This window comes from Pseudomonas fitomaticsae (assembly GCF_021018765.1).
Taxonomy (GTDB): Bacteria; Pseudomonadota; Gammaproteobacteria; order Pseudomonadales; family Pseudomonadaceae; genus Aquipseudomonas; species Aquipseudomonas fitomaticsae.
In genome coordinates this window covers 3,122,273-3,145,600 of the sequence record NZ_CP075567.1, presented here as the reverse complement: position 1 = coordinate 3,145,600, position 23,328 = coordinate 3,122,273, and the positions used below count along the sequence as shown (strand labels likewise).

At 62.2% G+C, this 23,328-nt stretch carries 22 protein-coding genes and 1 pseudogene; 16 read left to right on the top strand and 7 right to left on the bottom strand.

The window, feature by feature from the left end; genetic code table 11:
• The first annotated feature begins 292 nt into the window (after window positions 1-292).
• Window positions 293-712: an organic hydroperoxide resistance protein gene (locus KJY40_RS14180; RefSeq protein ID WP_230737549.1), complete on the top strand. Its 420-nt coding sequence runs from the start codon at window positions 293-295 to the stop codon at window positions 710-712.
• 184 nt (window positions 713-896) lie between these two features.
• Window positions 897-3,071 carry a TonB-dependent siderophore receptor gene (locus KJY40_RS14175; protein ID WP_230737548.1) on the top strand — a complete coding sequence of 725 codons (2,175 nt, stop codon included), beginning with the start codon at window positions 897-899 and terminating at the stop codon, window positions 3,069-3,071.
• Here the strand turns inward: KJY40_RS14175 and KJY40_RS14170 are convergent.
• Together KJY40_RS14170 and KJY40_RS14165 are read right to left on the bottom strand one after the other, a co-directional pair.
• Entirely contained in the window at window positions 3,068-3,985 is a 918-nt protein-coding gene (locus KJY40_RS14170; protein ID WP_230737547.1) for a LysR family transcriptional regulator, read from the bottom strand. The two genes, KJY40_RS14175 and KJY40_RS14170, sit on opposite strands and share 4 nt — an antisense overlap.
• 100 nt (window positions 3,986-4,085) lie before the next feature.
• Window positions 4,086-5,285 carry an MFS transporter gene (locus KJY40_RS14165; protein WP_230737546.1) on the bottom strand — a complete coding sequence of 400 codons (1,200 nt, stop codon included), beginning with the start codon at window positions 5,283-5,285 and terminating at the stop codon, window positions 4,086-4,088.
• Window positions 5,286-5,594: 309 nt separating this feature from the next.
• Here KJY40_RS14165 and KJY40_RS14160 point away from each other — a divergent pair, with 309 nt between their 5' ends.
• From KJY40_RS14160 to KJY40_RS14145, 4 genes are all read left to right on the top strand, one after another.
• Entirely contained in the window at window positions 5,595-6,854 is a 1,260-nt protein-coding gene (locus KJY40_RS14160; RefSeq protein WP_230737545.1) for a c-type cytochrome, read from the top strand.
• Entirely contained in the window at window positions 6,851-7,324 is a 474-nt protein-coding gene (locus KJY40_RS14155) for a (2Fe-2S)-binding protein (protein WP_230737544.1), read from the top strand. The genes KJY40_RS14160 and KJY40_RS14155 overlap by 4 nt, the downstream gene beginning before the upstream one ends.
• Window positions 7,321-9,558, top strand: coding sequence for a xanthine dehydrogenase family protein molybdopterin-binding subunit (locus KJY40_RS14150; RefSeq protein ID WP_230737543.1), 2,238 nt, complete (start codon window positions 7,321-7,323; stop codon window positions 9,556-9,558). The genes KJY40_RS14155 and KJY40_RS14150 overlap by 4 nt, the downstream gene beginning before the upstream one ends.
• 147 nt (window positions 9,559-9,705) lie before the next feature.
• Window positions 9,706-10,821, top strand: a complete 1,116-nt coding sequence (locus tag KJY40_RS14145; RefSeq protein ID WP_230737542.1) for an alkene reductase — start codon at window positions 9,706-9,708, stop codon at window positions 10,819-10,821.
• A gap of 65 nt (window positions 10,822-10,886) precedes the next feature.
• Here the strand turns inward: KJY40_RS14145 and KJY40_RS14140 are convergent, their stop codons facing one another.
• Together KJY40_RS14140 and KJY40_RS14135 are read right to left on the bottom strand one after the other, a co-directional pair.
• Window positions 10,887-11,312 (bottom strand): cupin domain-containing protein, encoded by a 426-nt coding sequence (locus KJY40_RS14140; RefSeq protein ID WP_011333866.1) that lies wholly within the window; start codon window positions 11,310-11,312, stop codon window positions 10,887-10,889.
• A gap of 123 nt (window positions 11,313-11,435) precedes the next feature.
• Window positions 11,436-12,338 (bottom strand): transcriptional regulator GcvA, encoded by a 903-nt coding sequence (locus KJY40_RS14135; RefSeq protein ID WP_230737541.1) that lies wholly within the window; start codon window positions 12,336-12,338, stop codon window positions 11,436-11,438.
• 108 nt (window positions 12,339-12,446) lie between these two features.
• Here KJY40_RS14135 and gstA point away from each other — a divergent pair, with 108 nt between their 5' ends.
• Window positions 12,447-13,061 carry a glutathione transferase GstA gene (gene gstA / locus KJY40_RS14130; RefSeq protein ID WP_230737540.1) on the top strand — a complete coding sequence of 205 codons (615 nt, stop codon included), beginning with the start codon at window positions 12,447-12,449 and terminating at the stop codon, window positions 13,059-13,061.
• 155 nt (window positions 13,062-13,216) lie between these two features.
• Here gstA and KJY40_RS29635 read toward each other — a convergent pair.
• A pseudogene (locus KJY40_RS29635) lies at window positions 13,217-13,408 on the bottom strand (hypothetical protein); the annotation flags it as partial.
• Between the two features lie 158 nt (window positions 13,409-13,566).
• On the opposite strand from KJY40_RS29635, the gene KJY40_RS14120 reads away from it, so the two are divergent.
• A complete protein-coding gene (locus tag KJY40_RS14120; protein WP_207986063.1) occupies window positions 13,567-14,163 on the top strand; it encodes a paraquat-inducible protein A in 597 nt (198 codons plus the stop codon).
• The gene (locus tag KJY40_RS14115) at window positions 14,160-14,831 is read left to right on the top strand and encodes a paraquat-inducible protein A (RefSeq protein ID WP_230737538.1); all 672 of its coding nucleotides are present in this window, start codon (window positions 14,160-14,162) and stop codon (window positions 14,829-14,831) included. Before KJY40_RS14120 ends, KJY40_RS14115 begins: the two co-directional genes overlap by 4 nt.
• Before the next feature lie 11 nt (window positions 14,832-14,842).
• Here KJY40_RS14115 and KJY40_RS14110 read toward each other — a convergent pair whose 3' ends face one another.
• A complete protein-coding gene (locus tag KJY40_RS14110) occupies window positions 14,843-15,592 on the bottom strand; it encodes an SDR family NAD(P)-dependent oxidoreductase (protein WP_007955220.1) in 750 nt (249 codons plus the stop codon).
• A gap of 164 nt (window positions 15,593-15,756) precedes the next feature.
• Between KJY40_RS14110 and KJY40_RS14105 the strand changes: the two genes are divergently transcribed.
• Window positions 15,757-16,653, top strand: a complete 897-nt coding sequence (locus KJY40_RS14105; protein WP_230737537.1) for a LysR family transcriptional regulator — start codon at window positions 15,757-15,759, stop codon at window positions 16,651-16,653.
• A gap of 116 nt (window positions 16,654-16,769) precedes the next feature.
• The gene (locus KJY40_RS14100; RefSeq protein ID WP_230737535.1) at window positions 16,770-17,762 is read left to right on the top strand and encodes a zinc-binding dehydrogenase; all 993 of its coding nucleotides are present in this window, start codon (window positions 16,770-16,772) and stop codon (window positions 17,760-17,762) included.
• A 6-nt stretch (window positions 17,763-17,768) separates the two neighbouring features.
• Here KJY40_RS14100 and KJY40_RS14095 read toward each other — a convergent pair whose 3' ends face one another.
• A complete protein-coding gene (locus KJY40_RS14095; protein ID WP_230737533.1) occupies window positions 17,769-18,695 on the bottom strand; it encodes a LysR family transcriptional regulator in 927 nt (308 codons plus the stop codon).
• 101 nt (window positions 18,696-18,796) lie between these two features.
• Here KJY40_RS14095 and KJY40_RS14090 point away from each other — a divergent pair, with 101 nt between their 5' ends.
• The 5 genes from KJY40_RS14090 to phnE all read left to right on the top strand — a co-directional run bounded on the left by KJY40_RS14090 (window position 18,797) and on the right by phnE (window position 22,976).
• A complete protein-coding gene (locus KJY40_RS14090) occupies window positions 18,797-19,636 on the top strand; it encodes a type 1 glutamine amidotransferase domain-containing protein (protein ID WP_230737531.1) in 840 nt (279 codons plus the stop codon).
• A 109-nt stretch (window positions 19,637-19,745) separates the two neighbouring features.
• The gene (locus KJY40_RS14085; protein ID WP_230737529.1) at window positions 19,746-20,597 is read left to right on the top strand and encodes a putative selenate ABC transporter substrate-binding protein; all 852 of its coding nucleotides are present in this window, start codon (window positions 19,746-19,748) and stop codon (window positions 20,595-20,597) included.
• Complete coding sequence (locus KJY40_RS14080; RefSeq protein WP_230737527.1) at window positions 20,594-21,391, top strand: phosphonate ABC transporter ATP-binding protein; 798 nt, start codon at window positions 20,594-20,596, stop codon at window positions 21,389-21,391. Before KJY40_RS14085 ends, KJY40_RS14080 begins: the two co-directional genes overlap by 4 nt.
• The gene (locus tag KJY40_RS14075) at window positions 21,385-22,212 is read left to right on the top strand and encodes a PhnE/PtxC family ABC transporter permease (RefSeq protein WP_230737525.1); all 828 of its coding nucleotides are present in this window, start codon (window positions 21,385-21,387) and stop codon (window positions 22,210-22,212) included. Before KJY40_RS14080 ends, KJY40_RS14075 begins: the two co-directional genes overlap by 7 nt.
• Window positions 22,209-22,976 carry a phosphonate ABC transporter, permease protein PhnE gene (gene phnE, locus KJY40_RS14070; RefSeq protein WP_230737524.1) on the top strand — a complete coding sequence of 256 codons (768 nt, stop codon included), beginning with the start codon at window positions 22,209-22,211 and terminating at the stop codon, window positions 22,974-22,976. Before KJY40_RS14075 ends, phnE begins: the two co-directional genes overlap by 4 nt.
• Window positions 22,977-23,328: the final 352 nt, after the last annotated feature.

Here is a 23,328-nt window from a genome sequence, read left to right as displayed (position 1 = left end):
TGGATAGTATTGAGAACTGACCGAGGGTCAAAGGTAACCGAGCGATCGTTGTCCTCCTATCCGGGGCCAACGTTGAAGGTTGCGGGTGCCCGGCGTCGGGATCTGCGAAAGCCTCAATACACCGCCCCCCAACCATTCCAGCAGAACCATTTTCCAGGCTGCCGGGCCTGGGGCTACACAACGATACATAACTCCCCCTGGCACGACACATCCCGGGTACATGCCGATGCAAAAGTGTGGGCCATCGGAACCTGATTTTCCGACTCCCTCACTCACTCAGGCAGAGCAATTCATGATCAATCAAATCGACACCGTGCTGTACACCGGCAAGACCCGCACCACCGGCGGACGCGATGGCGCCTCGCGCAGTTCGGACGGCAATCTGGACATCAAACTGTCGCCACCCGGCTCCCACGGCAGCGGCACCAACCCGGAACAACTGCTGGCGGCAGGTTGGTCAGCCTGCTTCATCGGCGCCATGGGCAAAGCGGCTGCGTCGCTGAAGCTCAAACTGCCGGTTGATGTGGCGGTTGAAACCGAAATCGATCTGGGCAAGACCGGCGATGCGTTTTTCCTGCGGGCCCGTTTGAATGTCAGCCTGCCGGGGCTGGAGTCTTCGGTCGCCCAGGCGCTGATGGAAGCCGCGCACCAGACCTGCCCCTACTCCAAGGCGACTCACGGCAATATCGATGTCACCCTGCGCCTGATCTGAAACAGGTTTACGCCAGTTTCATCCTCAAACGCCCGAGGCACTGCCTCGGGCGTTTTGTTTTTTTCGCGAACGCACTTTCACATTTTTTTCACGAATCGCTTTGTCGCTGTAAAAAATCCTGACACAATTATTAGCAATGATTCTCAACTGCTCTTTGTTTGCTATTTAAAATCAGGAAACCTTCATGTCGCGCCCCTCCTCGCAGCATCGTTTCAACCCGTCACGCAACCTTCTGTCCATGGCCATCTGCATGGCCGTCATGACTCCGGCGCTGGCCGATGAAACCCGCGAATCGCAAGAGTATTCCCCACCAGCTACTCTCGAACTCGGCGCGACCGCCATCACATCCACACAGTTGGGCAGCACCACCGAAGGCTCCGATTCCTACACCACCGGCACCATGGCCACTGCCACCAAACTGCCGTTGACCCTGCGCGAAACTCCCCAAGCCGTCACCGTGATCACCCGCCAGCGCATGGACGATCAGGCGATGACCAGCATCAATGACGTGGTCAACGCCACGCCGGGTCTGTTCCTCAACTACTCCAGCGGCCCCGGCCGACAGGCCTATACGTCCCGCGGTTTCGACATCGATAACCTGATGTACGATGGCATTCCGAGCGGCTACAACGGCGTGAACGTCGGATCCCAGCCGAATCTGGCGATGTTCGATCGGGTTGAAGTCGTTCGAGGCGCGACCGGCCTGGTTACCGGCGCCGGCAACCCTTCGGCGGCGATCAATCTGGTCCGCAAACGTCCGCTGGCCGAACAGCGCGTCACCCTGACCGGTGCCGCCGGGACCTGGGACAACTATCGCGGCGAGCTCGATGCTTCCAGCCCGCTCAACGACAGCGGCACCCTGCGCGGCCGGGTGGTCACGTCCTATCGCGATTCCAACAGTTTCATTGATGACGTGGGCGAGCGACACGACCTGTTCTACGCCGTCACCGAAGCCGATCTGAGCGAAGACACCACGTTGACCCTCGGTTTCTCCAACCAGAAGGACAAGACCAACTACTTCTGGGGTTCGTCGATGATCGGCCTCGACGGTCATCACCTCGACCTGCCGCGCTCCTACAACCCAGGCACCTATTGGGAAAACAAGGATCAGGAGATCAACACCGTCTTCGCCGAGATCCGTCAGCAACTGGCCAACGACTGGAAGCTGCAGGTCAACGCCAACTATTCCGAACAGAATGCACTGTTCTCCGGCTCGTATCAGTCGCGCTGGGTCAACAACACCCTGGCCCGTACGGTCTATCAGTCCAAGGCAGATGAAAACCAGGCCGGTCTGGACGCCTTCTTCAGCGGCCCGTTCGAAGCCTTCGGACGTAGCCATGAACTGGTGGTCGGTGCCAGCAAGCGCATCTACGACCTGACCACCCACAACTACTCGCCGTACGACACCAACTGGCCGATCAGCGCCGGCAAACCGGACTTCGTCCACACCAACAACACGCGTGAAGTCACCACTCAGGACGGCGTGTACCTGACCACCCGCCTGAGCCTCGCGGACCCGCTGAAACTGATCCTCGGCGGACGTCTGGACTGGTACGACTACGACAACCGTGATGGTGACGGCGACTACAAGGTCACCCGCAACGTCACCCGCTATGCAGGCCTGATCTACGAACTGGACGACCATCATTCGGTGTACGCCAGCTACAGCGACATCTTCACGCCGCAGAGCAACAAGGACACCTCCGGCACCCCGGTCAAACCGATTGTGGGCAAGAACTACGAGGTCGGCATCAAGGGCGAATACCTGGGCGGTGCGCTGAATGCCAGCCTCGCCGTGTTCCGCGTCGATCAGGAAAACCGCGCGGTGCAGGTGTTCGTGCCGAACTGCCCTCAGGCTTCCTGCTATGAGGCCTCCGGCGAGATCCGCAGCCAGGGTATCGACTTCGAACTGCAAGGCGCGCTCACCGACAACTGGCAGATCGGTGGCGGCTACACCTACGCCCGCACGCACACCATCAAGGATGCGGAGAACCCGCAGAAGGTGAACAAGCAGTTCGACACCGACACCCCGGAGCACCTGTTCAAGCTCACCACCCGCTACAACTTCCAGGGCCCGCTGGAAAAACTGCGCGTGGGCGGCAACATCTCCTGGCAGAGCCGCATGTACAACGACATCGAACTGCTCGATGGCGGCAACTACCGCCTCAAGCAAGGTGCATACGCCGTCACCGACCTGATGGCCGGCTACCGGGTCAACCAGAACCTGGATCTGCAACTCAACGCCAACAACATTTTCGACCGCAAGTACTACCAGTCCATCGCCAACGACGTCAGCTACGGTGGCGACAGCTATGGCAGCCCGCGCAACATGATGTTGACGGCCAAGTACACTTTCTAAGGGGTTCGGGCGCAGGGAAGCGCCAATATTTCTTCCAAAAAGTCGATGAACACATTGATGCGACTGGATCCCCGGTGATTGGGCAGATACAACGCATTGATGCAGCAACTCGCATTGCCGGGATTGACTTCGTAATGTTCCAACAATCGCCTCAACCGCCCTGCGGCGACATCCTCACGCACCAGCCAGTCAGCCAATAGCGTCACCCCGCGCCCCGCGACAGCCGCTTCGCGCAGGATATCGGCGTTGTTGCTTTGCAGACGGCCGTGCACGTTGAGCTGGATGGTTTCTTCGTCGCCCTGAAACGTCCAGTGCTGGTGCGAACCCGCGTAATCGAAACGCAGGCATTGGTGTTCAAGCAAATCTCGCGGATGCACCGGCGCGGTGTGCTGACCCAGGTAAGCCGGGCTCGCCACCACCCAGCGTTGAAAGCCACCCACCCGTCTGCTGACGATATCTTCGCTGACCACCGTCGATCCGAGACGCACCGAGACATCGATCTGTTCGCTCAGCAGATCGCTGACCTGATCGCTTAGCGACACACTGATCTCCAGACCCGGATGCCGGTCGAGCAATCGCCCCAGATGCGGAGCGATGATTTGTCGGCCGAACTCCACCGGTACACTGATGCGCAAACGCCCTTGCGCCTCGCTGCCACGGTCGGCGACAACGGCGTCCGCCTCATCGATGGCGTCGAGGATGGCCACCGCTTTCTCGAAATAGGTTTGTCCGGCGACCGTCACGCTGGTGTTGCGTGTTGTGCGATTGAGCAGGCTGGCGCCCAACTCGTTTTCCAGCCCCGCCACCTGGCGTGTTACCGATGAAGTCGAGATCCCGAGTTTGCGCGCGGCCGATGAATAACCACCGCAACGTACCGTTTCAACGAACATTTTCAGTGCCAGCAACTTGTCCATAAGTGGAGCCCGATCGAAAGGAAACGATGATGATTGTGCATCACCGTTCCCCCTTCGTCTTGTAGGACCGTGCTTCATCGGACTCGTCGACGCCTGCCGATCAGGCATCGGCCTTGCGGCTCAGGAACATCGCCAGGGCCAGAGCCGGCAGCAATGCCACAGTCACGGCAGACAGGTTCCAGCCAAAATGTTCATAGAGCGGACTCGCCACCAGCGACCCCAAGGCGCCGCCAACGAAGATGCTGGTCATGTACACGGCATTCAGGCGGGCCCGGCTGTGCGGATCGATGGCGTACACCTCGCGCTGGCCCAGCACCATGTTCAGCTGCACGGCGAAGTCCAGCAGCACCGCGCAAACCACCAGCCAGACATAGCTGCTGCCCGGCAGCGCGGCGATCAGCAAAGAGGCCGGCGCGAGCAACAGTGCCACGAGCGTCCCGCGCCGACCGTGCCCGGCATCGGCCAGGCGCCCGGCAATCGGCGCGGCGACCGCGCCGACGGCGCCGACCAGAGCAAATATCGCCACCTGTGCCTGACTGAAACCGTGGTGCCGCATCAGCTCAATCGGTGCGAGAGTCCAGAACAGGCTGAAACTGGCGAACAGCAAGCCCTGATACAACGAACGCTGACGCAGAACCGCGTGCCGACGGGCCAGCGCAAACACCGAGCCGATCAGCGCCACATAAGTCGCCTGATGGGTTGGAACGCGGCGTGGCAGTGCAACGGCGGTGATCAGAGCGATGACCGCCATCAGTGCCGCTGCGCTGAAAAACACTCCGCGCCAGCCGAATACTTCCACCATGAGACTCGACAGCGGACGCGACAGCAGAATACCCAGCAACAGGCCACTCATGATGTTCCCCACTACCCGGCCACGTGTTGCCTCGGGCGCCAGATGCGCCGCCAGCGGTACAAGGATCTGCACCGCCACGGAGGTGAGGCCGATCAGCAATGACAAGACGAGGAACATCGATGGCGAATGTGTCAGACCGGCGCACAACAATGTCACGCTCGCCGCGAGGGTGAAACCCACCACCAGACGGCGGTTTTCCATCAGGTCCGCCAGCGGCACCAGCAACAACAGACCCAACGCATAACCGAACTGAGTAAGTGAAACAATCAGACTGGCATTGGCGCTGGACAGGCCGATCTGCGGCGCAATCAGTTCGACGATCGGCTGCGCGTAATAAAGGTTGGCCACGACCGCGCCGCAGCAGAATGCCAGGAACGCGACCATCAGGCCGGAAAGAGAAGCGGATGGTTCGGCCTTGGCCGCCGCTGCCGGATTGCCCGTAAGCATGATGACACCTCGATGAGTTTGGAAAGTCACGCCAAGGCTAAGGGCTGCTTTGACCTTCGAGTATCCATCCCAGAGGCAATTGAGTGATGCGCCAAATGCAACGACCCTCGGCGTTGCACTTGGCGCAACGTGCTATTGCGCGGTCTGGCAATACTCGGACGTTTGCAACTTCTCTACCCTTGGGCACCTGGCGCAGGGCTTTCCATCAGCGCCCTTCCCCCGGTCGCTCAAGGAGTTGTCGAAGATGCCGAATCCGTCCCTCACGCCCGCCGCGTGCCTCTTGGGCAACCGCTCATGAACGGCCAATTCATGAAATCCAGAGCGCTGTGGATCAGCGCGGCAGCCCTCGCCTTGATCGGCGCAGTCGCGGCCCTGGCGCTGATGTGGCGGCCGGCAATTGCGCCGGTCGAACGCCCGCAAACCTTCGATTCCGCACAACGGCAACGCGGCGCACGAGTGGTCGAGGCTGGCGACTGTGCGGTGTGTCATACGCGTCCCGGCGGCCAATACCTGGCCGGTGGACTGCCGCTGGTGACGCCGTTCGGCACCCTCTACAGCACCAACATCACCCCGGATCCACAGACCGGCATCGGCCAATGGTCGCTGCCGGCCTTCGAGCGGGCGATGCGTGAAGGGATCTCCCGCGACGGCCACTTCCTGTACCCGGCCTTCCCTTACGTTCATTACCGGCGCATGAGCGAAGACGATATCGCCGATGCCTATGCGTACCTGATGAGCGGCCCGGCCGTGGACTCGCCGCCACAACAGAACCGCATGAACTTCCCGATGAACATCCGGCCTCTGGTGTCGTTCTGGAACCTGCTGTTCCTGCATGGGAAGCCGCTGACGCCGGTGGCCGAGCAATCACAGGCGTGGAATCGCGGACGTTACCTGGTCGAAGGGCCCGGTCACTGCGCGGGCTGTCATTCGCCGTTGAACCTGATCGGTGCCGAGAAGTCCGGCGAAAACCTGGCCGGCGGCAGCGTGGATGGCTGGGACGCGCCGTCATTGCTGGGCATGGCGCACCGGGCAAACCCGTGGAGCAGCGAACAATTGGTGAGTTACCTGCGGGCCGAAGTGGTCGACGGACACGGCACGGCGGCGGGCCCGATGCGCCCGGTCAGCCTCGGTCTGGCGCGCTTGCCCGTGGAAGATGCTCAGGCGATTGCCGAATACCTGCTGAGTCTGCCGGCGAAAACCGCGATCAACGAAATTCCGAGCGCCAGCGCTGAACCTGCGGATCGATCCTCTGGCGCGTTGCTGTTCGCCAGTGCCTGCGCCGGCTGCCATGCCCAAGGCGCGCCGATGCGTGACATCGACGGCCGCCCGGCACTGGATCGCACCTCGGCGCTGCAGTCCGCCAGCCCGCGCAACTTTGTGAAAACCGTACTTGAAGGCATCCCGGCAGAACCCGGCCACCCGGGACCGGTAATGCCCTCGTTCGCCGCCAGTCTCGACAACACCCAACTCAACGCCCTGGCCGGCTACCTGCGCCATCAGGCCAGCCCCGATCAACCGTGGACCGACCTTTCCGCCACCCTCCAAGCGCTACGTCAGGAGACGAAATGACTCAGATCACCCTCAACGTCAACGGATCCTCCCGGGCTCTCGAGCTGGAACCCGACATGCCGCTGCTTTATGCGCTGCGCAATCACCTGGGCCTGAACGGCGCCAAGTACGGGTGTGGCCTGGGCCAATGCGGCGCCTGCACCGTCATCGTCGATGACCAACCGGTGTTTTCCTGCCTGACACCCTGCGCGGGTCTTGAGGGCAAAAAGGTGCGGACGGTCGAGAGCCTGGGCACGGCCGAACGCCCCGGCACTCTGCAGCAAGCGTTCATCGCCAAGCAGGCCGCTCAATGCGGTTACTGCATCGCCGGCATGTTGATGCGTGCGCAGGCACTGCTGGAGAGCAACCCGCATCCGGACGAGCAGACCATTCGCGAGCACATGGCAGGCAACCTGTGCCGCTGTGGCACGCATTTGCGCATCATCGAGGCGATCAGCCTGGTCGCCCGGCAAAACGGGAGTTCGCAATGACGACGATCAATCAGGTCGATCAAAGTCGCCGTGCGTTCCTGCGCGGCGGCGCTTTGCTGGTGGCGTTTGCTTTGGTGCCGGTCTCGCGCCGCGCCCTGGCTGACACCGAAGTCGATACCCTCGGCACGGTCGTGCTGGCGCCGGACCTGCCCGGCAGCCTGCGCACCAACCCCTGGCTCGATGCCTGGATCCGCGTCGGCCCCGACGGCATCACCGTCTACACCGGCAAGGTCGAACTGGGCACCGGGGTCAAAACCGCGTTACTGCAAATTGCCGCTGAACGGCTGGAGGTCGCCCCCACAGCGATCAACCTGCTCACCGCCGACACCGCACTCACGCCGAACGAAGGCTACACCGCCGGCAGCCACACGATTTTCGACAGTGGCACCGCGCTGTTCAACGCGGCGGCACAAGTGCGCGAGATGCTGCTGGAATCGGCCGGGCGCAGCTGGAACGTTGCGCCGGCGTTGCTGACGACTCGCGACGGCATCATTCTTGGCCCGACCGGGCAACGCATGTCTTACGCCGACGCCGTGCAGCAGGTCGATCTGCACCGGTATGCGACGTCCGAGTCACCCTCGATGCCGCCGGCGTCATTCAAGCTCATCGGCCATTCGCTGCCACGCCTGGATATCCCGGGCAAAGTCAGCGGCGGCGCCGCGTTCGTGCAGGACATTCGCCTGCCGGGCATGCTCCACGCCCGGCTCATCCGCCCGCCGCGCCCCGGCTGCACGCTGGAAGCCATCGATATTGAATCGATCAAGACGCTGTCCGGGGTGGTGCAGGTGATTCGCGACGGCAATTATCTGGCCGTGGTTGCGCGGGATGAATGGCAAGCGATCAAAGCCATGCGCCACGGATACGCCTCGGCGCGCTGGAGCGGCGGACAGGCGATTCCCGAATCGCGCGACATCCACACCTTGCTCAAACACCTGCCCTCGCGTCGTTATCCGATCAGCCATGAGGGCACACCCCAGGGCGCGACCGACAACGAATATCGAGCCCGGGTGACCAAGCAATATCTGATGCATGGCTCGATCGGTCCGTCCTGCGCCGTGGCCTGGCTCAAGGATGGCACCCTCACCGTCTGGACCCACACCCAGGGTGTGTATCCGCTGCGCGCCGGAATCGCCGAGATGCTGCGGCTGCCACCCGAGCGCGTGCGCTGCATCCACACTGAAGGCTCCGGCTGTTATGGCCACAACGGCGCTGACGATGCAGCGGCCGACGCGGCGCTGATTGCCATGCGCGTACCGGGCACGCCGGTGCGGGTGCAATGGATGCGCGAACAGGAAAATCTCTGGGAGCCCTACAGCTCGGCGATGGTCACCGAAGTGCAGGCCAATCTTGATCCACAAGGTCGGTTGCAGGACTGGAACTACGAACTGTGGACCACGCCTCACAACGAACGCATCGTCAATGCCGGGCGCTTGCTGCCCGCGCGCCTGCTGGCCCGGCCGTTCACTTCTGCGCCGTCGGTGCCGATCGCTCAACCTGAAGGCGACGGCGATCGCAACGCAGTGCCGCTGTACACCCTGGCCTCCTCGCGCATCAACATGAACTTCGTCACCGAGATGCCGTTCCGCACTTCTGCCATGCGCTCGCTGGGGGCGCACATCAACATCTTCGCCATCGAAGCCTGTATCGACGAGCTGGCCGCCAAGGCAGGAGTTGATCCGGTTGCCCTGCGTCTGGCGCACCTGGCCGATCCCCGGGCAAGGGCCGTTGTCGAGCAAGTTCGCGATGCCGTCGGCTGGCCACAAAAAAGCAGCGAGCCCGGCGCGGGCATTGGCTTTGCGTTTGCACGCTACAAAAACATCATGGGCTATTGCGCCATCGCCGTACGTCTTCGGGTCCATCCACAAACCGGCGAAGTGCAGATCGATCACGTCGTCACGGCGGTGGATGTGGGGCAGATCGTCAACCCCGATGGCCTGCGCAATCAGGTCGAAGGCGGGATCGTGCAGTCCACCAGCTGGACACTGTATGAAAAGGTCGCCTATGACGCCGGTGGCATACGCAGCTACGACTGGAGTGGTTATCCGATCCTGCGCTTCTCGCAAATCCCCAAAAAAGTTGACGTCCACCTGCTCGACCAGCCAGGGCAACCGTTTCTGGGCGCTGCCGAAATTGTTCAGGGCCCCATGGCCGCGGCCATCGGTAATGCCGTGGCGAACGCCACCGGGCGGCGCTGGCTGAACCTTCCCCTGACCCGCTCGCAACAGCCTTCCTGATCCGCGCCACGTTGCATTTCACGCAATGCAGCGTGGCGTCGCGTGTGGATTATCAAGCGCCGGACAGCCGCTTAACGTAGGGCCATCCGATGCCGGACCCTATGTCCGACACCGTCCACCGACCTTTCCGAATTCTGGAGAACACCCATGACGCAGCATCTCTTCCGCCCGATAGCCCTCGGCCCCTACACACTTCCTCATCGGGTGGCGATGGCACCACTGACTCGCTCTCGTGCAGGGCAACCGGGGGACATCCCGACCGCGATGAACGCCGAGTACTACCGCCAGCGTGCCAGTGCCGCGCTGATTATCACCGAGGCGACGCAGATCTCTCGCCAGGGCCAGGGTTATGCCTGGACACCTGGTATCTACAGCGATGAACAGGTAAACGCCTGGCGCGAAATCAGCCACGAGGTACACGGGGCCGGTGGATTGATCTTCATGCAACTCTGGCACGTGGGCCGCGTATCGCACCCAAGCTTTCAACCTTACAACGCACTGCCGGTAGCGCCAAGCGCATTGCCCGTTCCGGGCAAAACCTTCATCGTCAACGCCGATGGCCAAGGTGTCTGGGGCGACGTGCCGGTGCCTCGGGCACTGCAGACCTCGGAAATCGCCGACATCATCCGCGACTATCGCCGCGCCGCACGCAACGCGCTGAACGCCGGGATGGATGGCGTGGAAATTCACGCCGGCAACGGCTATCTGCTGGATCAGTTCATCAACAGCAACAGCAACCAGCGCACTGACGGTTATGGCGGCCCCCTGGAAAACCGCGCGCGCCTGCTACTGGAAGTGGTGTCGGCCGTGGTCGACGAAGTCGGCGCTGACCGTGTCGGCGTTCGCCTGACGCCCATGGGGCGCTTCATGGGCATGGGCGATGAATCGCCGCAAGCCACATTCGGCTACATCGTGCGCTCGTTGAACCGCTGGAAGCTGGCCTACCTGCACCTGGTCGAGCCGGCCGTGGTTGGCACCGTCAAGGACGAGAATTTCGATCCGCGCTGGGACGCAATCATCGGCCAGTTGCGTGAGGCGTGGGACGGCGTGTTGATAATCGCCGGCGGCTACGACCCGGAATCGGCAGAACAGGCTCTGGCTCAAGACCGTGCTGACATCATCGCATTTGGCCGACCGTTTCTGGCCAACCCCGATCTGCCTCGGCGAATCCGCGAAGGCCTGACGCTCAACACACCAGACCCGAGCACGTTCTTTGGCGGCGATCAGCGTGGTTATACCGACTACCCGGTTTACGCCCACTGATACGCTGAACAGCGGACACAAAAAGGCCTGCCACATCGGCAGGCCTTCTTCTTTCTGGCGGGATGTTACTGCTTGAGAATCAGCAGCGGCTCGCCCTTCTTGACGATGTACGTCGCCAACTCCGAGCCCTTCTCGTTGCCGACGTTCCTGGCGATATGCGCCACACCCGCCGGGATGAACAGCGAATCCCCCGCCTTCAGCGTCACCGGCGCCTGCCCTTCGAGCCGGTATTCGAACGTGCCGCTGATCACGTAAGCCACTTCCACACCCGGATGCGCGTGGTTGGGCGAAGTGACGCCCGGTTCAAAGTCGACGCGAGCCTGGATCACTTCGCGATCCGCAGCGCCCAGATCCTGACGAACCAGATCGGTACGGCTCAGGCCCTGCTGCCAGCTTTTCGCCGGGGCGGCGGATGGGGTGTCAGCCGCGTGGGCCAGGCCGGTCAGCGAAACGAGTACGGCGGCAGCGGTCATCAGAAGTGTGCGGCGCATGGTGTTGCCCTCTTGGAAGTAGTGGTGTGTCGGCGACTACTTTGGGCGAGGCATGTACGCGGGATGTGTCCTGAGCTCGGGGTTTGTTACCTGATTGTGTATGGCGGCGGGATGGATACATGGTCATACAAAGGGTTGGGCCAGCACCTGCGAAAGCCAGCCTCTGAATGCCACGATCTTTTTCGATTCGGCCTGATCGTGGGGCGTGACGAGGTAGAAGCCGGAATCGGATTTCAAGCGCAAATCAAACGGCGCCACCAGCCTGCCCGCCCGCAAGTCGTCATCGACATAGGTCGAGCGACCGATGCACACGCCCTGCCCGTCTATCGCGCTCTGCACCGCCATCATCGCCAGATCGAATGTCAGACGCGAGCCTTTGGCCTTGAGCGGTGGCTGGCCTGCCGCGTGCAGCCAGTCGTTCCAGTCATTGGCGGTAAGGCCGCTGACTTGCAGCAACGGGTGATGAGCCAGATCCGCCGGCGTCTTCAAAGGCTTGTCGCCGGTCAGCAATCGCGGGCTGCACACGGGAAAGATTTCGTCGGACATCAACCAGTCGGCGCGCAACCCCGGCCAATTCCCGTCGCCATAGCGGATCGCCGCATCGATGCCGCCCTTGCGAAAATCCACCAGCTCGGTGGAGGCGCTGATCCGCACATCAATCTGCGGATGCGCCTCGCGAAACGACGGCAGGCGCGGTAATAGCCATTTGGACGCCACCGACACAAGAGTGCTGATGGTCAGGACGCTGTTGTTGCTCGACTCCAGCAGCTTTTCAGTCGAGTAGCGCAATTCAAGAAACGCCGAACGAATGCCGGGCAAGTACGCGTTGCCCTCCTTGGTCAAAGCCAAACCGTCCTTCAAACGCATGAACAGACGCACGCCGAGTTCATCCTCGAGGCGACGGATCTGATGGCTGATCGCGGTTTGCGTGACGTTCAGCTCTTCGGCAGCGCGGGTGAAGCTCAGGTGCCGGGCCGCACATTCGAAGGATCGCAATCCATTGAGCGATGGCAGTCGGGGGAGCATATGACCTCTTCAGCCCATGAGATTTTGTCATACGCTAGCACTGGATTTGTCCTTTGCGAAGCGCCGTGGCGATAGCGGATTCTGAGGCTCTACCTGCAAGGAGATCCCATGAAACTGTACTTCGCCCCCATGACCTGTTCGCTGTCGCCACACATCGTGTTGCGCGAGCTGGAGCTGCCGTTCGAGCTTATCCGGGTCAACAACCAGACCAAGCAAACCGCCGATGGCCGAGACTTCCGCCAGATCAATCCGAAGGGCTACGTGGCCGCGCTGATGCTGGACAACGGTGAAGTACTGACTGAAGGCCCGGCGATTCTGCAGTACCTCGCCGACCTCGTACCCGGTCATTCGATGGCCCCGGCCAATGGCACCTGGGAACGCTCGCGCTTGCAGGAGTACCTGAATTTCATCAGTTCGGAAATTCATGGCGGCAGCGCGCCATTGTTCAGCAGCGAAATCCCGGAAACCACCAAGACGATCTTCAAGCACAAACTGTTCAAGCGACTCGATTACCTGAACCGCATCCTCGCGAACCAGCCCTTTCTGATGCAGGCGTTCGGCGTAGCGGATGCCTATCTGTTCACGGTGCTGAAGTGGTTGCCGACGTTCAGTATCGCCATCGACGACTGGCCAGCGCTGGCGAACTACATGACGCGCATCGCTGAGCGCCCCAGCGTACGGGCGGCTATCGCGGCAGAAGAAGCCACGCAACCGGTGCTCTGACACGACCAGCTGCGCTAAACGCACTTGAATGGGCCGTCGCGCAGTCAGGCGCCCGACTCCGGATCGCTCGCCGGCAGGCCGCGCGCTTCTCTGTCTTCATCATCCTTGTCGGGGCTCTGCGGGCCCGCGCCATTATCTGCGAGGCTGCTGCCATCCTGCGGATGTTCAGCCGACACCGAATTGTTGGCTGCCACGTCGCTCATGTCCTGCTCGACCGGCGCTTCATCGTCCGACGACAAGGGGACTGGTGACTCGTCTTTGCGCGGATCGTGGCCGGTTTCGTTGTCGGTTGTGCGCGTCACGGCCTGCTGTGACCGGTTGCCGGGTGCATTTTCATCAATGTCCATGGGGGTTCTCCGTTCTGCTGCGGGATATTCGTACCTGAACGTGTGAAACGAGTGCGTGATGGTTAGTGCCCGGCATTGGACGAATGGCGCCCCGGTTGCCGAATGCCCCAGCGCTTCTATAGTGAAGGGGTTCAAGCCCTTCTCCCGTCGAGCGCCCCATGGCCAGCACCGATCAACTGATCATCTGCGAGCATTGCGACTGCGTGTACGAAAAAGTCACGCTGGCCAAACACCAGAAGACCCTCTGCGTGCGTTGCGGCGGCGTGCTCCAGCGCTACAACGGCCTGAGCGTGGAGCAACGCCTGGCGCTGAGTTTCACGGCGGCGATGCTGTGGCTGTTCGCCAATTTCTACCCGGTGATGAGCATCAGCATGAAGGGCCTGAAAAACAGCGCGACCCTGTGGGATTCAGTGCTGGCCCTGAGTCAGGGGCCGATCACCTTCATGGCGATGGTCGCGGCGATCTCGATCATCATCGCCCCGGCTTTCCAGTTGGTTTTGTTGATCTGGGTCCTGAGCTTCGCCCTCGCCTCGCGCCGTTGTCCGGGGTTCAAGCTGTGCATGCGCTGGCTGGAAACGTTGCGGCCGTGGAGCATGCTCGAGGTGTGTTTGCTCGGCGCGATGGTGGCGGTGTTCAAACTGGCGGGCATGCTCGACGTCATTCCCGGTATCGGCCTGTTTGCGCTGGCCGTGCTCAGCCTGTTGCTGATCCGCATCGCCGGGCGCGACGTGCGCGAACTGTGGGACATCCTATGAAACGGCCACCGACGGCAACCGAACTCAACCTCTGCCTGTGCCACAGCTGCGGGCTGGCCTGCGACATGACCGGCGAACCGCACCAATGCCCGCGCTGCGACGCGCCGCTGCACCGGCGCAAGACCAACTCGCTGACCCGCACCTGGGCCTACATGTTCGCCGCGCTGGCGTTTTACGTGCCGGCCAATCTGCTGCCGGTGATGAACACCACCCTGCTCGGCAGCGGCGCCGACAGCACCATCATGAGCGGCGTGCTGGAGTTCTGGGAACACGGCGCGTGGGACATCGCCCTGATCATCTTCATCGCCAGCATCGCGGTGCCGGGGGTGAAGTTCGTTGCGCTGACCTTGCTGCTGGTCACCGTGCAACGGGACAGTCATTGGGCGCGCAAGGAGCGCTCGAAGCTGTACCGCTTCGTCGAGCTGATCGGCTACTGGTCGATGCTCGATGTGCTGGTGGTTGCGCTGGTGGCGGCGCTGGTGAAATTCCAGGCGCTGGGGGATATCGAGCCGCGACCGGGGATTCTGTTCTTCGGTCTGGTGGTTGTATTCACAATGTTGTCGGCAATGAGTTTCGACCCGCGGGCGATTTGGGATAACGCGCCGGACGAAGAAACGGAAGTACCCCGGCACTCGACTGAACAAGTGCCGGGGCATCAAGCGACTTAAATCAGATCAGATCAGATCTGCGCAGTACCGCCGTCGACGAACAACTCGATGCCATTCACGAAGCTGCTGTCATCCGAGGCGAGGAACAGCGCAGCTTTGGCAATCTCGCTCGGCTCGCCCAAGCGACCGATCGGCACGATAGACGCCAGTTGATCGAACAGCCCCTGCGTGTGTTCCGCCGGCACCAGCCCCGCCAGCCCTGGCGTGCGCACCGGGCCAGGGCTGATCGCGTTAACGCGGATGCGCCGTGGTTTCAGGTCCAGCAGCCACGACCGCGCGAAGTTGCGCACCGCCGCTTTGCTCGCGCTGTAGACACTGAAGTTCTCCGTGCCTTGCACCGAAGTGGTCGATGAAGTCAGCAGGATCGATGCGCCATCGCGCAGCAGCGGCAAGGCCTTCTGCACGGTGAACAGCGTGCCCTTCACGTTGGCACCGAAAATCCGGTCGAAGTGCTCTTCGGTGATCGACCCCAGCGGCAGCATGTCCCCGCCGCCGGCGTTGGCGAACAGGATGTCGAGGTGCCCGGCCTTCGCGGCGATCTCGCTGTAGATACGATCCAAATCGTCCAGCTTCGCCACATCGCCCTGAATGCCGATGGCACGCGGGCCGATGGCGGCGACCGCTTTGTCCAGTTCGGCCTGACGACGGCCAGTGATAAACACGGTGGCGCCCTGGGCGACGAATTCCTGTGCCGAAGCCAGGCCGATGCCGGTGGTGCCGCCAGTGATCAGTGCGATTTTGCCTTCAAGTCTGTTGCTCATGATGAATCTCCAGTAACCGTTTCGAGGTAGGTGACGGGTCGTAGGTGAGCCGTTGAAAGCGACTTTAGGCCGATCGATTGATTTGAAAAATCCGCTAAATCGGTTTTGTTTGTGCACAGACATGCACAATACTCAGCCGTGTCCAATCCACTGAGCCCGAATCGATGAATCAGTTAATGGCGATCCGCACCTTCGCCCGCGTTGTGGAAAGCGGTTCGTTCACCAAAGCCGCCGACTCGCTGAACCTGCCGAAAACCACGGTCAGCAAACTGATCGGCCAACTGGAAAACCACCTCGGCGTACGCTTGCTGCAACGCACCACCCGCCGCCTCACCGTCACGGCCGACGGCGCTTCCTATTACCAATTGACCCAACAACTGCTGCATCAACTGGACGACATCGATCAGGGTTTCAGCCAGGCGCAAGGCCTGCCGCGCGGCCGGATTCGCGTGGACATCGGCGGCTCGACCGCGACGATGCTGGTGATCCCCGAACTGCCGAAGTTCTTCGAACGCTATCCGGACATCCAGGTTGATCTGGGCGTCAGCGATCGCCCGGTGGACCTGATCAGTGAACGGGTGGACTGCGTGATTCGCGGCGGCCCGCTGACCGAACAAACCCTGGCCGTGCGCCGCCTCGGCGAAGTGTCCTGGACCACCTGCGCCACGCCCGATTATCTGCAACGCCACGGCACCCCGACCCACCCGCTCGACCTGGCCAGCCATCAACTGATCGCCTACCGCTCGGCCTCCACCGGGCGCATCCTGCCGTCGAACTTCCAGCGCAACGGCGAACGCCATCAGATCGAAGGCAAAGGCTTGATCAGCGTCAACGAGAGCAACGCGCACCTGGCGGCCGGCCTCGCCGGGCTGGGGATCATCCACACCTTCAGCTACACGGTCAGGACCGCCATCGAGCGCGGCGAACTGGTGCCGATCCTCGAGGATTGGCGTCCGTCGGCGTATCCGTTTCATGTGCTGTATCCGCCGAACCGGCATTTGAGCAACCGGGTGCGGGTGTTCATTGATTGGCTGGTGGAGCGGTTTGCGCAGGTCGATTGAGGTGCTGCGCGAGCATTGCTGACTTTTACGCAAAACACCTTTGACCCAGGGCCGGTTCTTCTCATGCACGTTGCCACCGATACTGGCGGCCATTGACTGTCATGGGAAACCGCACAATGCAAACCGATTACGCTGCCTGGGCCTGGACGTCCGGCCAAGGGCTGGATGGCCTGACACTGACCCGCAAACCCCTCGGGCAACCCGGCCCCGGCCAAGTGCTGGTGGCCAACCGCGCCATCGCCTTGAACCCGGTGGACTGGAAGATCATCGAGTGGGGCCATCCCGCCTGGAGCACCGGCCGTGTGCCGGGTGTCGACGGCATGGGCGTGGTGGTCGCAGCCGGCGCCGGCGTGACACTGCAACCCGGCAGTCGCGTGGCGTATCACCAATCACTGGCGAGCGATGGCAGCTTCGCCGAGTACAGCCTGCTGGACGCCGCCACCGTGCTGTCGGTACCCGCCGCGCTTGATGATGCCGCGGCGGCGTCACTGCCCTGCCCCGGTTTGACCGCGTGGCAAGCCGTGGAAAAAGTCCCCGCGAATGGCGCAGCCGATGTGCTGGTGATCGGCGCCGGCGGCGCGGTCGGCCTGCTGCTGGTGCAACTGGCGGTACAACGCGGATGGCGGGTCTGGGCGACCGCGTCCGGCGCGCATCATGAAAAGCTCAAGGCCCTGGGCGCAGTCGGCGTATTCGATTACCGCGAACCGGACTGGCAAACCACACTCGCAGCCAGCCTCGGCGAACGTCGTTTGCACGCCGTATTCGACACGGTCAGCGGCGCTCACGCGGCGAAAATGGCCGACCTGCTGGGCTACAACGGCCACCTGGTGTGCATTCAGGACCGTCAGGAAAGCGCGCCGCTGCCGGCGTTCACCAGCGCGATTTCGCTGCATGAAGTGGCATTGAACAGCTTCCACGTCCACGCCAGCCTGCACGATCGCCAGACCTTGCGCCGCAACGGCGAGCAGTTGCTGCAAGCCATGCTGGACGGCAGCCTGATCGGCCCGGCGTTGCAGATGTTCAACTTCGATGAATTGCCCCAGGCCTTGCGCGCCCTGAAGGACGGCGCGGGTGGCGGGAAATGGGTGACGCGTCTGCCCGTCGTTTGAAGCGCGTCAGTCGAGGCCTTCCCCAGCGCCTTGACTGACCTCCCGGGTCAAACAATCAATCAGCGCCCGCGCCGAAGCCGACAGCTGCCGGTGCGGCGGGTAGATCACCGAGAACGGTCGGGAGCGCCCGCCCGACTGTTCAAGCAGGCGCACCAGTCGCCCGCTCTCGATCCGTTCGCGGACAATGAAGTCATAGGTCTGGCAGATGCCCAGCCCCTGCTCCGCCAGCGACACAATCCCCAGCACATCGTCGGACACCTGAATATTGGCGCTGGGCAGCCATTCGCGGTCTTCGCCCTGCTCACGGAACAGCCACGGCCCGACGCGCCCGGTGCTGGGCATCACGAACGGCAGGCACGCATGCCGCTGCAAATCGTCGACGCTCTGCGGTGTTCCGGCCCGTCGCAGATAATCCGGCCCGGCCACCACACATAAATTCGCGTCTTCCAGCTTACGTCCGATCAGCCCGCTGTCCGGCAACGCGCCCAGCCGAATAGCCAGGTCGAACCCTTCGGCTACCAGATCGACATTACGATTGCTGATGCTCAACTCAACGCGCACTTGCGGATGTTGCCGGGTGAATCGGGCGAGCATGGCCGGCAAACGATAGTGGCCGTAAGTGGTCGGCACGCTGAGACGCACGCGGCCGCTGAGTTCGCCGTCCTGTCCCTGGATCGTGCGCTCGGCGTCGTCGATCAGGCCGAATGCCGCCCGCGACTGCTCCAGATACAACACTCCGGCATCGGTCAGACTCAGGCGCCGCGTGGTGCGCCGCAGCAACTGCACGCCCAGACGCGCCTCCAGCCGCGAAATCGCCCGGCTGACCACAGACGGCGTGGTTGCGAGAAACACTGCACCGGCGCTCAGCGAACCCTTCTCCACCACCGTGACGAACACTTCGACGTCGGCCAGATAATCGAATCGGCGACTCATCTTGATCTCCAGAGAACAAATGCTTTGCTGTGGCGCGAGTTTATCGCCGCGATGAGCATCAATACAGTGAGCCGCACTTTCCTTCATCTTCTGGAATCGCCATGCGCTCAATTACACGTCTTGCTTTCGCCTTGTCTCTCTCCGTTGCCGCGTTGAACGCCCAGGCGGCCAATGTGCTGGTGGTGCTGTCGGACTCCGATCATCTCGATCTGAAGGACGGCAAGGTCTTCAGCACCGGTTTCTACCTCAACGAACTGATGCAACCAGTCAAGCTGCTGCTCGATGCCGGCCACACCGTGACCTTCGCCACCCCGACCGGCAAGGCGCCGACGCTGGATCGTTCCTCCGACGACAAGATGTATTTCAACAATGACGTGGCAGCCCTGCAGACCCACAAGGCGCTGCTGGAAAAACTGAAGATCACCTCGCCCGGTGAATCGCCGGTCATCAGCCTGTCGCGGGTGGAGCAAGTCGGCTACGAGCATTTCGATGCCGTTTACGTTCCGGGTGGCCACGCACCGATGCAGGATCTGCTGCACAGCCAGGCGCTGGGCAAACTGCTGAACAACTTCCATCAAACAGGCAAAACCACAGCTCTGGTGTGCCACGGCCCGATTGCACTGCTGTCGACCCTGACGGATCCGACCGTATTCACGCGCCAACTGGAAACCGGCAAAACCACGACGACAAACAACTGGACCTACGCCGGCTATAAGTTCACGGTCATCAGCAACCAGGAAGAAGAGATCGCCAAAGGCCTGTTGAACGGCGGTGCGATGAAGTTCTATCCGCAGACGGCACTGGAAAAGGCTGGCGGCGTTTTCAGCAGTAACACGGCGCCGTGGGCCAGCCACGTAGTGGTTGATCGCGAACTGGTCACCGGGCAGAACCCGGCGTCGGCCCTGGCCGTGGGCAAGACCCTCGTTGACCGCTTGAAGTGATCTCGGCGCCCTCGCACTTTCACCGTTTCGTCTAACCTGACGTTGCACCCGACGATGATTGCCCATCGACGGGTGCATCGACCTTGATGCCCACGAAACGGAGAATTCCATGCTCAAGCGAACCCTGGCACTGACCGCTGGTCTGGCCCTGTCCCTGTCCGCCGTGCTGGCGCAAGCCGCTGAGGTGTTGAAGGTCAGCGCGATTCCCGATGAAGCCCCGACCGAGCTGCTGCGCAAGTTCGAGCCGCTGGGCAAGTACCTGCAACAGCAATTGGGCATGGACGTGCAGTTCGTCCCCGTGGCGGATTACCCGGCGGTGGTCGAAGCGTTGGCCACTGACCGTCTCGACCTGGCGTGGCTCGGCGGTTTCACTTTCGTTCAGGCGCGGCTGAAAACCGGCAACGCCATTCCCCTCGTGCAGCGCGAACAAGACGCCCAGTTCACCAGCAAATTCATCACCGCCGACCCGAACGTCAAAAGCCTCGCCGACCTCAAGAGCAAGACCTTCGCCTTCGGCTCCGTGTCGTCCACCTCCGGCAGCCTGATGCCGCGCTACTTCATGCTCAAAGACGGCATCAAACCGGAAAGCTATTTCAGTCGCGTCGGCTACTCTGGCGCCCACGACGCCACCGTCGCCTGGGTGCAGGCCGGCAAGGTCGACGCCGGTGTGCTGAACGCCAGCGTCTGGCAGAAACTGGTGGACGCCGGCAAGGTCGACACCAACAAGGTCAAGGTCTTCGCCACCACCCCGGCCTACTTCGATTACAACTGGACCGTGCGCGGCACCCTCGACCCGGCGCTGGCGGCGAAGATCAAAAAAGCCTTCCTCGACCTCGACCCGGCCAACCCCGAGCACAAGAAAATCCTCGACCTGCAAGCCGCCAGCCGTTTCATCGAAACCAGCCCGGACAATTACAAAGGCATCGAGGAAGCCGCCCGCGCCGCCGACTTGCTGAAATGACGCTGCGCCTCAAACAGGCTTTTCTGCACCACACCAATGGCGTGGAAGCCTTGCGCGGCGTGGATTTGCAGATCGAGGCCGGCGAGCAGGTGGCGATCATCGGCCCGTCCGGCGCTGGTAAATCCAGCCTGCTGAATCTACTGGCGACCGCCATTCGCCCCAGCAGCGGCGACATCGAAGTGCTGGGCGAGCGCGCCTGGCATTTGTCCGCCCGCCAACGGCAACGCCTGCGCGCCCGCATCGGCCTGGTGCATCAGGCGCCGCCCCTGCCGCCCCGGCAACGGGTGGTGACGGCGGTGCTGGCCGGCAAACTCGGGCAATGGAGCCTGGGCAAAAGCCTGATCAATCTGCTGCATCCGCTCGACGTGCCCGGCGCCCGCGACGCGCTGGCGCGACTGGATCTGGCCGACAAACTCTTCAGCCAATGCCAGCAACTCTCCGGCGGGCAATTGCAGCGCGTCGGTATCGCCCGCGTGCTGTATCAGGCGCCTGAGGTTTTGCTGGCCGACGAACCGGTCTCGGCGATGGACCCGGTGCTGGCCGGGCACACGCTGTCGATCCTGTCGCGCCATGCCCGGGACCACAACGTCACGCTGGTCGCGAGCCTGCACGCGGTGGAACTGGCGCTGTCGCACTTCCCGCGCATCGTCGGCCTGCGCGAGGGGCAGATCCTGTTCGACTGCCCGTCCGCGCAGGTCAGCCGCGACATGCTCGACACCCTCTACGCCAACGAACAATTGCAATCCCCGGCGCCCGCCGTCGCGCCGCTGATTGTGCAGATTCCGCGATGCTGAGCGCCGACACCCGCGACCCCGCCGCGCTGCCACGGTTGCTGCTGACCGGACTGGCGATTGCCTTGCTCTGGCCCGGTATCCAGCTCAGCGAACTGGATCTGGGCGTGCTGTTTCACGCCGACAGCCAGAGTGAAATGGGCCGCTTCGTGTCGATGTTCTGGCCACCGGAGCATAATCGCGAGTTTCTGCAATTACTGCTCAAAGCCACCCTGCAAACCCTGGCCATCGCCACCGCCGGCATGGCCTTGGCCCTGTTGTTGGCAGTGCCGGCCAGCCTGCTCGCCAGCCGCGCCCTGTCACTGACCGCCGCCTCCCGCAGCGGCCGCCCGAGCCTGTTGGGCCGCCTGCTGCGCTGGCCGGTGCGCGGGCTGCTGATCTTCCTGCGCAGCGTGCCGGAAATCGTCTGGGCGCTGCTGTTCGTGCGCGCCGTCGGCCTCGGCCCGGCGGCGGGCGTGCTGGCCATCGCGATCACCTACAGCGGCATGCTCGGCAAGGTCTACGCCGAAATCTACGAATCCACCGACCAACGCCCGGCCCACGCCCTGCTCCAGGCCGGCAGCGGCCGCCTCGCCAGCTTCGCCTACGGCGTACTGCCCAACGTCGCGGCGGAACTGCTCTCCTACACCGTCTACCGCTGGGAATGCGCCATCCGCGCCTCGGTGGTCATGGGCTTCGTCGGCGCCGGCGGCCTCGGCCAACAGATCGACCTGTCGATCCGCATGTTCGCCGGCGGCGAAGTCGCCAGCATGCTCCTGACCTTCCTCCTCCTCGTCCTCGGCGCCGACCAACTCAGCCGCCTGCTGCGCTGGAGGCTGGCATGAAACGCCTGATCAATCCGTTGCTGATCCTTGCCATTGTTGCGGCCGTCATTGCCTCGTTTGCCTACCTGGGCCTCGACCTTGAAGAGCTCGGCAGCGCTACCAGCCTGAAACAGATGGGCCTGTATGTGGCGCGCTTCCTCAGCCCGGACCTCAGCGCTGACTACCTAAGCGCCATCTTGCGCGGATCGATGGAAACCCTCGCAATGTCCGCCCTCGGCACCCTCCTCGCCGCTGTGCTGGGCCTGTTATTGGCCCTCCCCGCCGCTGGCCGATTTGGCTGGTTTTTTCAGAGTGCCGCGCGCCTGGTGCTCAATGCGCTTCGCGCGATCCCTGAACTGGTGTGGGCTGCGTTGATGGTGCTGGCGGCTGGGCTTGGGCCGAATGCCGGGACATTGGCCCTGGCCCTGCACACCACGGGCGTGTTGGGGCGGTTGTTTGCTGAAGCGCTGGAGAACACGCCGCCGGAGCCGGCGGATGCGATTCGGTTGCAGGGGGGGAATCCGGTTTTGGCGTTTTGTTATGGGACGCTGCCGAACCTGGCGCCGCAGTTGCTGGCGTACTGTTTGTATCGGTGGGAGAACAATATCCGGATGGCGAGCGTGTTGGGGTTTGTCGGGGCTGGGGGTTTGGGGCAGATGTTGTATGTGAGCTTGAGTTTGTTTCAGGAGGCGCAGGCGGGGACGGTGATTTTGGCAATGTTGGTGCTTGTGTGGGGGGTGGATTGGTTGAGTGGTTGGGGTCGGGGGCGGTGGGTTAAGGCTTAACTTGGGGCCACAGTTGGTCGTGATGACAAAAACGCATGTGCATACATTGCTTACTGCACATCTAACCCACTGTTCTGTCTAGACTTTACTAAAAGCACATAAAAAGGAGACTTCATATGTATACAGGACACTGGATTGACGGCAATTACATCTATGGGCCAATCGAGTCCGGAAAGTTCTGGATCGATGGTGGTTACATTTACGGCCCTAAAAATAGCGGAAAGTATTGGATTGATGGTAATTACATATATGGCCCTCAGCAAAATGGTAGATACTGGATCGATAACGGACATATCTACGGCCCCTCCAAGACGCTTCCTTGGCATGAATAACAACGCTACGAACTATTAAT

Excerpts from the sequence above, each read along its gene's own strand:
- KJY40_RS14080 (WP_230737527.1), top strand. The coding sequence starts at position 20,594 with ATGACGCTGCGCCTCAAACAGGCTTTTCTGCACCACACCAATGGCGTG.
- KJY40_RS14140 (WP_011333866.1), bottom strand. The coding sequence starts at position 11,312 with ATGCGCCGCACACTTCTGATGACCGCTGCCGCCGTACTCGTTTCGCTG.
- KJY40_RS14095 (WP_230737533.1), bottom strand. The coding sequence starts at position 18,695 with ATGAGTCGCCGATTCGATTATCTGGCCGACGTCGAAGTGTTCGTCACG.
- KJY40_RS14100 (WP_230737535.1), top strand. The coding sequence starts at position 16,770 with ATGCAAACCGATTACGCTGCCTGGGCCTGGACGTCCGGCCAAGGGCTG.
- KJY40_RS14120 (WP_207986063.1), top strand. The coding sequence starts at position 13,567 with ATGGCCAGCACCGATCAACTGATCATCTGCGAGCATTGCGACTGCGTG.
- KJY40_RS14085 (WP_230737529.1), top strand. The coding sequence starts at position 19,746 with ATGCTCAAGCGAACCCTGGCACTGACCGCTGGTCTGGCCCTGTCCCTG.
- gstA (WP_230737540.1), top strand. The coding sequence starts at position 12,447 with ATGAAACTGTACTTCGCCCCCATGACCTGTTCGCTGTCGCCACACATC.
- KJY40_RS14075 (WP_230737525.1), top strand. The coding sequence starts at position 21,385 with ATGCTGAGCGCCGACACCCGCGACCCCGCCGCGCTGCCACGGTTGCTG.
- KJY40_RS14170 (WP_230737547.1), bottom strand. The coding sequence starts at position 3,985 with ATGGACAAGTTGCTGGCACTGAAAATGTTCGTTGAAACGGTACGTTGC.
- KJY40_RS14090 (WP_230737531.1), top strand. The coding sequence starts at position 18,797 with ATGCGCTCAATTACACGTCTTGCTTTCGCCTTGTCTCTCTCCGTTGCC.
- KJY40_RS14155 (WP_230737544.1), top strand. The coding sequence starts at position 6,851 with ATGACTCAGATCACCCTCAACGTCAACGGATCCTCCCGGGCTCTCGAG.
- KJY40_RS14105 (WP_230737537.1), top strand. The coding sequence starts at position 15,757 with ATGAATCAGTTAATGGCGATCCGCACCTTCGCCCGCGTTGTGGAAAGC.
- KJY40_RS14180 (WP_230737549.1), top strand. The coding sequence starts at position 293 with ATGATCAATCAAATCGACACCGTGCTGTACACCGGCAAGACCCGCACC.
- KJY40_RS14160 (WP_230737545.1), top strand. The coding sequence starts at position 5,595 with ATGAAATCCAGAGCGCTGTGGATCAGCGCGGCAGCCCTCGCCTTGATC.
- KJY40_RS14165 (WP_230737546.1), bottom strand. The coding sequence starts at position 5,285 with ATGCTTACGGGCAATCCGGCAGCGGCGGCCAAGGCCGAACCATCCGCT.
- KJY40_RS14110 (WP_007955220.1), bottom strand. The coding sequence starts at position 15,592 with ATGAGCAACAGACTTGAAGGCAAAATCGCACTGATCACTGGCGGCACC.
- KJY40_RS14135 (WP_230737541.1), bottom strand. The coding sequence starts at position 12,338 with ATGCTCCCCCGACTGCCATCGCTCAATGGATTGCGATCCTTCGAATGT.
- KJY40_RS14175 (WP_230737548.1), top strand. The coding sequence starts at position 897 with ATGTCGCGCCCCTCCTCGCAGCATCGTTTCAACCCGTCACGCAACCTT.
- phnE (WP_230737524.1), top strand. The coding sequence starts at position 22,209 with ATGAAACGCCTGATCAATCCGTTGCTGATCCTTGCCATTGTTGCGGCC.
- KJY40_RS14150 (WP_230737543.1), top strand. The coding sequence starts at position 7,321 with ATGACGACGATCAATCAGGTCGATCAAAGTCGCCGTGCGTTCCTGCGC.
- KJY40_RS14145 (WP_230737542.1), top strand. The coding sequence starts at position 9,706 with ATGACGCAGCATCTCTTCCGCCCGATAGCCCTCGGCCCCTACACACTT.
- KJY40_RS14115 (WP_230737538.1), top strand. The coding sequence starts at position 14,160 with ATGAAACGGCCACCGACGGCAACCGAACTCAACCTCTGCCTGTGCCAC.